General features: G+C 42.4%; 11 protein-coding genes and 1 pseudogene. 7 read left to right on the plus strand and 5 right to left on the minus strand.

Annotation, left to right across the window (positions count from 1 at the left end):
- The first annotated feature begins 257 nt into the window (after nucleotides 1-257).
- Nucleotides 258-722: a 30S ribosomal protein S15 gene (locus MsAg5_RS09305; protein WP_338100357.1), complete on the plus strand. Its 465-nt coding sequence runs from the start codon at nucleotides 258-260 to the stop codon at nucleotides 720-722.
- Nucleotides 723-1,314: 592 nt separating this feature from the next.
- Here MsAg5_RS09305 and MsAg5_RS09310 read toward each other — a convergent pair.
- Nucleotides 1,315-2,037: a YkgJ family cysteine cluster protein gene (locus MsAg5_RS09310; RefSeq protein WP_338100358.1), complete on the minus strand. Its 723-nt coding sequence runs from the start codon at nucleotides 2,035-2,037 to the stop codon at nucleotides 1,315-1,317.
- Between the two features lie 320 nt (nucleotides 2,038-2,357).
- On the opposite strand from MsAg5_RS09310, the gene MsAg5_RS09315 reads away from it, so the two are divergent.
- Nucleotides 2,358-2,531: a DUF5350 domain-containing protein gene (locus tag MsAg5_RS09315; protein WP_338100360.1), complete on the plus strand. Its 174-nt coding sequence runs from the start codon at nucleotides 2,358-2,360 to the stop codon at nucleotides 2,529-2,531.
- A 76-nt stretch (nucleotides 2,532-2,607) separates the two neighbouring features.
- On the opposite strand, the gene MsAg5_RS09320 is transcribed toward MsAg5_RS09315, so the two are convergent.
- The gene (locus MsAg5_RS09320; RefSeq protein ID WP_338100361.1) at nucleotides 2,608-3,669 is read right to left on the minus strand and encodes a methionine synthase; all 1,062 of its coding nucleotides are present in this window, start codon (nucleotides 3,667-3,669) and stop codon (nucleotides 2,608-2,610) included.
- A gap of 302 nt (nucleotides 3,670-3,971) precedes the next feature.
- Here MsAg5_RS09320 and MsAg5_RS09325 point away from each other — a divergent pair, with 302 nt between their 5' ends.
- Both MsAg5_RS09325 and MsAg5_RS09330 read left to right on the plus strand, forming a co-directional pair.
- Nucleotides 3,972-4,214, plus strand: coding sequence for a hypothetical protein (locus tag MsAg5_RS09325; protein WP_338100362.1), 243 nt, complete (start codon nucleotides 3,972-3,974; stop codon nucleotides 4,212-4,214).
- A gap of 3 nt (nucleotides 4,215-4,217) precedes the next feature.
- A complete protein-coding gene (locus tag MsAg5_RS09330) occupies nucleotides 4,218-4,619 on the plus strand; it encodes a hypothetical protein (RefSeq protein WP_338100363.1) in 402 nt (133 codons plus the stop codon).
- 42 nt (nucleotides 4,620-4,661) lie between these two features.
- On the opposite strand, the gene MsAg5_RS09335 is transcribed toward MsAg5_RS09330, so the two are convergent.
- From MsAg5_RS09335 to MsAg5_RS09345, 3 genes are all read right to left on the minus strand, one after another.
- Entirely contained in the window at nucleotides 4,662-5,003 is a 342-nt protein-coding gene (locus tag MsAg5_RS09335; protein ID WP_338100364.1) for a ribonuclease P protein component 4, read from the minus strand.
- A 7-nt stretch (nucleotides 5,004-5,010) separates the two neighbouring features.
- Nucleotides 5,011-5,580: an HPP family protein gene (locus tag MsAg5_RS09340; RefSeq protein ID WP_338100365.1), complete on the minus strand. Its 570-nt coding sequence runs from the start codon at nucleotides 5,578-5,580 to the stop codon at nucleotides 5,011-5,013.
- A gap of 110 nt (nucleotides 5,581-5,690) precedes the next feature.
- A complete protein-coding gene (locus MsAg5_RS09345) occupies nucleotides 5,691-6,509 on the minus strand; it encodes a TrmB family transcriptional regulator (protein ID WP_338100366.1) in 819 nt (272 codons plus the stop codon).
- Between the two features lie 486 nt (nucleotides 6,510-6,995).
- Between MsAg5_RS09345 and MsAg5_RS09350 the strand changes: the two genes are divergently transcribed.
- From MsAg5_RS09350 to MsAg5_RS09360, 3 genes and pseudogenes are all read left to right on the plus strand, one after another.
- Nucleotides 6,996-9,443, plus strand: coding sequence for a hydrophobe/amphiphile efflux-3 (HAE3) family transporter (locus MsAg5_RS09350; protein WP_338100367.1), 2,448 nt, complete (start codon nucleotides 6,996-6,998; stop codon nucleotides 9,441-9,443).
- A complete protein-coding gene (locus MsAg5_RS09355) occupies nucleotides 9,440-10,795 on the plus strand; it encodes a COG1361 S-layer family protein (RefSeq protein WP_338100368.1) in 1,356 nt (451 codons plus the stop codon). Before MsAg5_RS09350 ends, MsAg5_RS09355 begins: the two co-directional genes overlap by 4 nt.
- 109 nt (nucleotides 10,796-10,904) lie before the next feature.
- Nucleotides 10,905-10,983 (plus strand): annotated as a pseudogene (locus MsAg5_RS09360) (IS1595 family transposase); the annotation flags it as partial.

Here is a 10,983-nt window from a genome sequence, read left to right on the forward strand (position 1 = left end):
GTGCTGTTGGGTGTGTTGCCGGTTGTGCTGTTATTTGCGTTGGTGTTTCTGTTTCTGTTTTTATTTTGGAATGTCATCTCCGAAGATTTATATACCATGTCCGTGTTTGGAGGTGTTGCGATTTTGATTCAATTTATTTCTTATTTTGATTCATTTTCGACACAATAACGCGCGAAGAAATAATTGTTGCAAAGGGCCTTTGCCGGCTTTTTTTGAACATGACTTTTCGAAGTAGCGGTTATTCGGAGTTGACAAATATGGCAAAAATGCACACCAAAAGAAAGGGTCAAGCAGGCTCGAAAAAGCCGCTCAGAACCGAAGTCCCGGAATGGGTCAATGTTTCATCTGAAGACGCCACCAAAATCATCCTTGAATTGTGGAAACAAGGTATCTCCACCAGCCAAATCGGCATGATTTTGAGAGACCAATACGGCGTCGGCGATGTGAAGCTCTTAACCGGCAAAAAAATCACTCAAATTCTCAAGGACAACCAAGTGAACTCCCACATTCCGGAAGACTTGGCCAACCTCATCATCAAAGCCTTGGGTCTTCGCAAACACTTGGCCGCCAACAAGAAGGACTTGCACAACAAAAGATCCCTTCAATTGACGGAATCCAAGATCAGAAGACTTGTGAAATACTACCACAGCACAAAAGTTCTGCCGATGGACTGGGTTTACAAGCCGGAAACCGCAGAAGTTATGTTGACACGCAGCAGCTAATGCGTTTGTATCACAATTTTCGGGAAACTGTTTTCAGTTTCCCTTTTTTTATTTCTCATTTTACTTTTCAATTTATTTTTAATTCATTTCCGTTTTATTTCTTATTTTTTGTTTCTGTTTTTCTTTTCGGGCGCCGGGCGCGCGTTATGGCGATACATTTTCATTTTGCGTTTTTGAAAACCAGGGACGGTTTTTTGAAAATGTCAATCAAACCATCCCGTAAAATCAAACGCGACAGCGTTTGTATTTTACGGATACCGCTGAACAGATACAACTTGGATTGCGAACAGCAGGTGCAAATCGGATTAGGAAAATAACTGTATTGTTAGAAACAGTAGGTGCAAACTGAAATTTAAAAATAATTAACTGTAGGTGCAAATTGGAATTTAAAAAATAGTGAACTGCAGGTGCAATCTGTACCTACAAATCAATGCATCTTACTGATCGGAATCCGCAAAATACAAACGCTATCGCGTTTGATTTTGCGGGATGGCTTGCGCGACAACTTCAAAAAACGACTCTTTGGTTTTTGAAAACTCGAAACAAAAAATGATTGCCATAACGCGCGCGCGTTGGCCGCCACTCAAAATAATCAATCCGTTTTTACCGATTCGATTTTTGCTTTCCGTTCGGTAAATTTCCCGTCATAATAGACAAAAACAGTGACTTCGCTTCCTTTTTCGTATTCCCGCATTCTTAAATCATAAGTTCTTTGAACAAATTTGAGTTTGTTCTTTTCGAAATGCGTTTCGACGGCTTTTAAAAAACGCTGCTCTTGTTCAATATATTCTTTCTCATATTGAAATGCTAAATCATATATGTCGGAAGCCTCTGCGGTGTTGATTTCCGCTTCATAAAGGCCGTGTTCGTTGAGGCCGCTGATTTGGCGCCAATCGTAATTTCCTTTGTCGTCAAATTCGCGGTGAATCATGTACGGGTAAACCCGGCAAATGAGCGGGCGTTTGTCGTAGATTCGGCATCGTCCGTTTTCTAAAAAATGGCAGGTTCCAACGTCATCGCCTTTTGTTTTCAGGCAAAAACCGGAGACGTAAAAGTTTCCGTTCTGGTCGCAAAAATCAAAGTAGGGAGACGGCATTAATGCGGTTTTGTTGTTTTCATCGATTTCCAAAATCCGGCGCACGTCGGCGTCCAGTAGAAAAACGTGGTCGTTAAATGCTCGAGTGCAGCATTTTCCGCACAAATCGCATTCGAAACCGACCTCTCGGATCACGTCGATGAAATCCTCTTTCGGATAATCGAGAAGAGCGCTTTTCTCACCGTTGAAATAATCCAAATCCGATTCTATTTTTTTCATTTTTTGATCCGGTTCCTTTAGGTTTTTTAAGTTTTAATATTTACGGGTTTGAGAGAAAGCAAACGCAAAAAATTTAAAAAAATATTGCCGTTTTAAAATCGTAAGATTTATATCATTAAAACGGCGTTATAGTCAAACCTTAAAGGTTTAGCGAACACCGTATCAATTATTCATCAGTCGGCGGACTTGATACCGATTAACGTGTTTTTGTCAAAACGAATGTGTTTGACGCAATCTTTATTTCAAAAATCAAATTTATCAAATCACACATCTTAAAATAAACGATTAAATTAAATATATACGAATTAGGAGGCTTGATTATGGGCAAAACCGGCAGCATCATCTGGGTTAAAGTGAAAGGAAGAAAAGGAAACGCAAAGAAAGTCGAAAACGGATTAAGCGCCAAAGCGCACCCGGGACCGGCACAAAGATTTACCTCTTCCGGCCACAAAAGAAGATACTTGAAGAGATCCCCGAAGGCTCTCACCAAATAATTTCTTCTTTTTTATTTTCATTTTTTCTTTATTTTTTTGTTTTTTAGATGAATTCGTTTTTTAGAATATATTCCACTTACTTCTGTTTTTGATTAAATTTGTTAATCGCAACACCCGTATTTTTCAAAAGCGCAGCCGCCAGCTCTTGCGTCGGCCAGGAACCGAGACCGCAGTCCGGACCCGCGTATTTGACGGCGTCGCCGAACAATTTTGAAATATTGGTCAACCGCTTTTCAATGACTTCGGGGGTTTCCATGTCCGTCACGATTTTTTGAAGAATCTCCGGCTTATTCCAGACGTTGCCGCCGTATTTTTCGTTGAGAACGCCCGCCATGTTGAAAATATCCGTTCGGGAAATACCGGCGCGGATGAACGTGTCCGTGTCGCTCAGGACTTTTTTGTCAATCATATCCATGTAAGAAGGCGTTGCGGCCGATTCCATGCCGATGACATTGATCGTCGGCGTTGCGCAGGCCAAATCATAATAAAGCGGCGAATGAATGTGAATTTGAACGTCGGCGCCGTTTTTGCCGGCGGCGCGGGTCGCGGTCGTCATCGCCGAAATCATGTCATCGGCGGCGAGCGACAGTTCCGGATTGATGCCGATGCTCGGCTCATCCAAAGAAACGGTTTGAATTTTGAAATGCTTCGCTTTCTTCATCGCGTTTCGAACAAAAAGGTTCACGTCTTTGGCAAACAGCTGGTAAACGTCAGAATAGTTGGCGCTGCCGAATTCTTTTAAATAAAGTTCGGTCGGCCCCGTCACGCACATCCGCACGAGCGGTTTTTCGCCGCATTCGCTCAGTTGGTCAAGACCGCCGTTTTTCTTTTTTTCTTTAAAATAAGCGTCAATGGTGTCCATTTCCACCGTTCCGGCGCACTCTTCTTTCAGATTGAACGGACCGTCGCAGCACTTTTCATCCCGGATCGGGCGCAAAAACTGTTCCGTCATGTCCCTGAATTGAGAATAATTCGGAACATGCACGCCGGCATTGATTTTTTGCTCAAAAACTTGGTTGAGAAGAGGAAATAATTTTTCATCGCCGTCGCGGTTAAAGGCCGCGCTGCTGACAAATTCTTTTGTGACGCCGACCGGGAGCGGAAAACTGCCGATATCGTCGAATAAAATTTCGGGCATGAAAATCTAATTGCCGTCTATGAATATAGATTTTATCCAAAATATGGGCAGAATCAATCAATCGATCAACCAATACCTGTTTCCGGCAAAGCTTGATGAACGCTATTTAAAGTTGCCGATTTTGAAAAAATCAGTAAGGATATATATTGTCCATGTTTTTTCGTTTTGTAAAATTCGAGACACGTGCTGATTTTTATCGAAAATAAACTATTAAAAATGATTAAATAAGTGAAAGGATTTGTCAGGTTGGGATTAAAATTTACCGCCGGTTACGCCGATCTGTTGGATACAATTTATTCATCGTGATCACATTTGCGATGTCCATGTTCGTTGCCGTTATTTGTATTGTCTTTGCGGCTGGTGCGGATTATGTTTGCACTTATGTCATGATTCGTTTAGACATGGAAAATTCGCTGTCTTTGATCTTTTTGAAAGCGATTTCAATGATCGGTTCAATCTTTTTGTATTGTTCGCTGACATTATTCGGCGCATACTTCTTCATAATGGATTTAAAAGAATATTTAAAAGACGAAACGAGGGAATAAAAAATGAATCAAGCAAGTACATTAAAAAAGATTGTCATTTCCATTATGACGATTAGCGCTTACATTATTATCTTGAAGTTTATCGGTTATTTCATCTCATTTATCCTTGTCACTTTATTCATGAAAATGTTTGATTCAGCCGATTTGGTAATGACGACATGGGTCGTTGGCGCCTTTGTCTTTGCGACATACGGCAGTTTGGATATTTATCTCACATTCAGCGGAAAATGGTCTCCGGCAAATTATGTCTTATCCATTATTCTGCTGGCGCATGGTTTGCTGAAAGCTATTGCCGGCGGCAAAAAAGAGATCCGTTGGGATGTTTCATCCCCCTCTCACATGAAGATTACTTCCGCTTTTAGAAATATGGAATTTGAAAAGATCAAACGGTTCATTCAACCCTGAACCGTTTTTCATTTTATTTACGTGTTTCATTTCGTATTTTACTTATTCATTTTGAATTTTATCATCATTTCTATGATACGGAATCCGACGCTGCTTTCCGCATTCAAAACAGGTTGTTAAAACAAACCCATTTTTGATCCGAATGCGGCAATTCCGTCCCGGAACCAAATAAGCGTAGCAGTGTTTGCACACGCTTCTTTTTTGTTCCCGGTCCAAACGCACATTATAACGCATGGAAATGAGGCGCGCCAGCGTGATGTATCTTTGCGCACGCTCCGGATGAATTTCTTGATTTGTCTGCGCCAGCTCGAAAAGCCGTTGAATTCTTTCTTCAGCAATCTTTTTGCTCAAATCTTTGTTTTTCTTTCGGTTTTGTCTGGACATTGTCTTTTCACTTTCCATTGGCTGCAGTTTCATTGATGATGTTTTCACTGGTTGTGGTTCCATCGATGATGTTTTCATTGGCTGCATTTTCATTGCCTGTCTTTTTATTTTCAAGAGACGCTGTCACCCTTTTTATGATTAATCCCCACAATACCAATATCACTGAACCCAACAAAACAGGGACAAAGGCAAAGGCAAAATTCGCTTCTACAATCACACAGGTAAAAGCGGTGGCGCTGCCCGGTGGATGGAAAGTATCCGTCAGCAGCATGGCAACGACAGATAAAGCCACGGCAATGGCTACGGAATACCATGTAAAACCCAGGATCTGACAAACACTGATGCTCACGAGGGCTGAAATAAACTGGCCGAAAATCACTCTCTTGGGCTGCGCGGCCGGAGAATCAGGCGCGCCATAAACCAAAGCTGCTGAGGAACCCAACGATGCCAACAGCAAAGGCACGCTTGCGTAAAAAGCCAACAAAGTTGCGGTGGCGATACCGAGAAACGCTCCGATGGCCGTTATCGTTAGTTTCTTCGGTGGTATTGATGTCAAAATCTTCATTCTATCATTCATTCGCTCTTATTTCTGCTCTCAATTTATTATTTTTTTAATCGTTTTTTTATTTCTTGCTTTTGTTTTTTATTTTATTCTCTTATTTTATTCTCTTTTTTTGTTTTTACCGCTTAATTTTTCGGTTCGTTTTTCAATAAGGGTATGCTTGGATGATAATTTTCGGGAATATCGACCGAGTCCAAATTAGAGAGCATGTAACTGAGTGTTTTATAAATAAAGTTAACCACGGTGTTTTCTTGATAAAATCCGTTTAATTTGCCGTCTTTATATTTGAGAGCCAGTAATTGTTTATTACTTGAAAAAATGAAACAGCCGTCTTTGGTTCTTGTGTTTTCCATCAAATCGCTGTAAAGGGAAAGAAGATTGGGCGGCACTTCATTGACCGTTAGCGATAATTTTTCATAATCATTGACATTGTCCACTAAAATCAAAATAGAAACGTTTTCTTGAGCCGCTTTTAAAATGTCTTCAATGCTGAATAAAATTTCCGGCGTCTGGCAAACAATAATTGCACTGCGGTCGGTTTTGTCAAACATTTCTTTGACTTTATTCCGGACGGTCCAATCGCTTCTGAGATACCAAACCGACATCGTGTCTTCATCCAATTTTTGGAACTCACCGAATTCCATTTGGTCAAAAGAATCCAACAAAAAATTAGTCGTTTCGTCAAATTCATCCCGAATCATCCGAATCATTTCATCAGGTTCAATCGCCCGGTAATGGATCGGCGTTCCTTGAAGAATATCCACATATTTTTTTTCAACCAAATGATTCAAAACTTCATAGATTTTAGCGCGCGGAATGTTCGTAAATTCGTGTAATTCGCGCGCACTTGCTTCCTGAAGAATAACAAGCCCGACATAGGCTTTGGCTTCGTTTTCAACAAAGCCGATTTTTTTTAAACTGATAATTAATTCTTGATCAATCATATGTGTCAAAAATCAGTCCATATTTAAAAATGTTACCTCAAAAGTAACAACAAATTAAATAAAATATCCAAATATTGACAATATTATAATTGATATATAAATAAAAATCTGTTACTCTAAAAGTAACAACAACATTTATATACATTTTGTACAATTAATCGATTGTTTTGAAATGTTACTACAAAGGTAACAACAAAATAATCGGACAATTAAAAGACAACATCCAAGATTATTGTCCACATAAAACTCTGTATAAGTTAACATTCAAAAATGTCACCTCACAGGTAACAACATGATTATATATCTCTCATTCAATTGGAAGGAAACTTAATATCTAAAATATATTACGTTTGTCAAATAATATTATTTGTATATAATTTGTCAAATAAAACAATGTAAGAAACATAAGAAATCGATAAAAAAAAGTTTTATACTTCCGATTCATTCTGTCAAAATCTTTCTCATAAAAAATAACAGAGGATAGTTATGTCATTATCATTGCCAAGTCTTTTTGAAAAAGTGGGGAAAATCACGTTTTCAAAGAGATGGTTTGTTTTCTTTGGTTTCCTGATTTTAATTTTGGTCAGCATGTACGGAATGACCACCATTACAATGTATTCCGGCATGGATACCTATATTCAGAAAGATTCCAAAATGTATCAAGATTTGGATCTTTACACGCGTTCTTTCAGTAACGAATCCGTTGTGATTATGATTGAAGGCGCCGACGTCACGGATCCGGCCGTTTTGGGAGCCTCCATGCGTTTTACCGATATGATGACCAACGTTTCCGGAGTTGATTCTGTTACCAGTGCGGCCGGAATCGTCGAAATCATGAATGAACGTGTGACGGGGCGGGCGGAAATTCCAACGACTCAAGAAGAAGTCGACGCTTTGATTGAGCTCGCGCCGTCCGTCTTCAGCTCATTGATTTACGACGACACGCACACCCTCATTTTAGTCACGTACGGCAACTTGACCGACACACAAAAAGCGGACATCTTGGCCGCGACGAAAGACGCCGTCAACTTCGCCGGCTTCCCGCCGAAGTATAATATTATCGTGACCGGCAACGCCGCGCTGATGGGAGACATGAACGTTGAAATGTCGTCCAGCATGGGTATTTTATTGTTTTTGGCCGTCGTTTTAATGTTGGTCGCCCTGGTCTTTGTTTTCAAAGGCGTCCGGTGGAGACTGTATCCGCTGGCCATCGTGGTGATGGGCATTCTCTTCACGTTCGGATTCATGGGTTTTGCCGGCATTAACATGACCATGGTGTCGATTGCCGCCTTCCCGATTTTAATCGGTCTGGGTATTGACTATGCGATTCAGTTCCATAACCGTATTGAAGAAGAACTGCGGGAATGTGAAACCCGGCGCGAAGCCGTCATATCCACCTTTAAATACATGGGTCCCGCCGTCATAACGGCGCTTGTTGTGACTTGCGTCAGTTTTATTTCACTGTTGACGTCGTCCATCCCGATGATTCAGGATTTCGGAAAACTGTTGATCATCGGCTGTGTCTGCTGTTACACCGCAGCCTTGTTCTTTGGTGTTTTGTCCGTTTATTTCCTGGACAAACTGTCCGAAAAGCTGGAAATTAAAAAGCAAACCACCGGAAAGCCGTACAAAATTCAGAGCTTCTTGCTGCCGAAAGGATCTAAAAAACAGCAATGCGTCATTGACGGCGCCGGCAACGTTTTACCGGCTTCCGGCGTCAGAGTTGAAACGGAAGCGCCGGAAAACATCATTACGGCGACGTTGAACAAAACCGTCACTTTTACGCTCAAGCACAAAAAAATCATCTTTATGGTCGCGCTGATCACCGGCGCGTTGGGCTTTTACGCCGACTCGACCATTCCGGCCGAAACGGACACCAACAAATACATTCCGCAGGACATGCCGGCACTCGTTGATTTCTATCACATGAACACGGTCATGGGCGGATCAGACGCCATCAACATCATGATTGTGACGGAAGACATTGCGTCGCCATACGTTCTCAAGTGGATGGACGAATTCGGCACGTATGAAACGCAGAATCAGATTTACGTTCTCGGCGCCGACAGCATCGTCAACGTCGTCAAAGAATACAACGGCGGCACAATCCCGGACACGGAAGAAGAAATCCGCGCGATTTACGACCAACTGCCGGCCGGAACGATGGAACAGTATTCCCGCGGCAACTCCATGCTGCTTCTCAATTTGCAGATGGGAGACGCGTTTTCCGCGCTGCCGATGGAGAGCGTCAAGTCGTTCGTCGCGTTGATTCGGGAAGATATTACCTGGCACGTTTTGCCGCCCGGAACCACCGCAACCATTACCGGACAGAGCGTTCCTTTCACGGAATTGATGGACTCGCTCTTATCCGGCCGCGTCCAGCAAACAATGCTGGGTCTTCTGCTGGTGTTCTTCGCGCTTCTGGTCATTTACCGCGACTTCGTCAAGGCTTTCGCGCCTCTGATCACCATTACGCTTGTGATCGGCTGGTCCGGTATGATCATGTACGCCTTTAATATCGTCTACACCCCGATGACGGCGGTGATGGGCTGTATGATTCTCGGCGCCGGATCGGAATATTCCATTCTGTTGATGGAACGGTTCTATGAAGAAAAAGGCAAAGGGCTGTCGCCGATTGAAGCCATGCGAAAAACCGTGAAAAACACAGGTATTGCGCTGGTGGTTTCCGGCATCACGACGACGTTCGGATTCCTCGCCTTGACGGCGTCGGCGTTCGGCATCATTTCCAGTTTCGGAATTGTGACGGTGATTAACATGTTGATGACGCTGCTCGCATCGTTCGTGATCTTCCCGCCGCTCATGCTCACCTTTGACGGCATCAAAGAAAAGGGACTCAAAGGAACCATTTTAGAATTTAAAGAAAAAATAGAACACACACTTCAAAACAGAAAAAATTCGGGGGCAACCCAATGATCGGTAAAAATAATATGGATCGGGCAGGCATATTTGCACTGGCCGTCCTCTTCATCATTTTAATCAGCCCGGCGGCGTCCGCGGCCTCGTCACCGTACAGTTTCCTGCCGGTGATGAACTCGGACACGGTTGACTTCTATCAAGGATTCGGCGACCCGGAGCTGTCCGTATCGCTTGTCGGCAATCAGGAAGTCGGCAAAGGAGATTCCGTCACGCTCCAGTTCGCCGTCGCGAATACAGGAACGCTGAAACAAGTCAGAAGCATCGAATATGTCGGCAGTGCCGGTAATATATCTGCACGAAATCTCAGTACCCTTGTTACCGTCGTTAACGGTACCGGCGAAGTCGGCTATACAAATGCCAGTATTAATGGAAATACTGCTGTTATTCTCCAAAGCGATTTACTGGGTTTTAACCAATACAATGCATATTATGGCGGCATGAAACAGTTTGCCGATGCGGAAAGACAAATCGAAGCCAATCGCGTCAATGCGCAGGCTTTGAATATCAATATGAGCTGCGACAGTCCGTACATTGAAGTGTTAACCGGTTCGGATTATGTGTACTTAGCTTCTCTGCAAAGCGGTGCTTACAATGTGATTTCTGCGCCAATCAGAATCAGTCCGAACACGCCGGCCGGGACATATTACATCAATATGACGATCAATTACGAACATCCGGACAATGCCCGCATGATCACGTCGTATTCAAAGGATATGCAGTTGATGAACTTGTCCACACCGTATTTGTATTCTGACAAATATGTTCAGGAATACAAAACAAACACGGTGACGCTCCAAATTCCGTTTGTTGTCAAATCCAGTCCGGTTTTTGAAGTTACAAACATTGACGGCATGCTGAAAAACGGGACGACGAACACGATCGCTGTGACGTACACAAACGCCGGCGACAAAACGGCTTACGACACCGAATGTAAAATCGATATGATGTATCCGCTGAGCTCCGCCAGCAACAAAAGAAATTTGGGAGACTTGGCGCCCGGTGAATCCATTACGGTTGAATATCCGATCACAGCTGACGCCAAAGCAACGCCCAAAATCTATGGCATCAATTCAGACGTTCGATATTATGATGAAAATGGGGATTTACACATTTCACCAAGCATTAAGATGAACGTGGAAATGGAGGAACGTGTGACGTTCCTCACATTCAAAAACGTTATCATTGGTGTGATTATTCTGTTCGTCGGCGCCATGGCATACGATTTCATCAAAAAGAAGAAAAATACGAACGGAAAAGAAAACGGTAAAGAGAGTGATGGTGACGGCAATAAACCGGAACTTTCGGAAACGCAACAACTTGATGGCAATGGTCCGAAAGGCGGCGTTTAAAATTTCAAATAATATTATCGCTAAATAATCAAATACAGTTGAATAAATCAATTATTGAATTAGGGTCACGATAAGAACAACCAAATAAATTGGTGTTCAAATCATGATCATGCAGATGAAAAACAAATACATTTACCGTTCTAAAATTTCAGAATCCAAATTTCGGCAAATTGTGAAGCTTTTTGCCT

It is taken from the genome of Methanolapillus africanus (assembly GCF_032714475.1).
Classification (GTDB): domain Archaea; phylum Halobacteriota; class Methanosarcinia; order Methanosarcinales; family Methanosarcinaceae; genus Methanolapillus; species Methanolapillus africanus.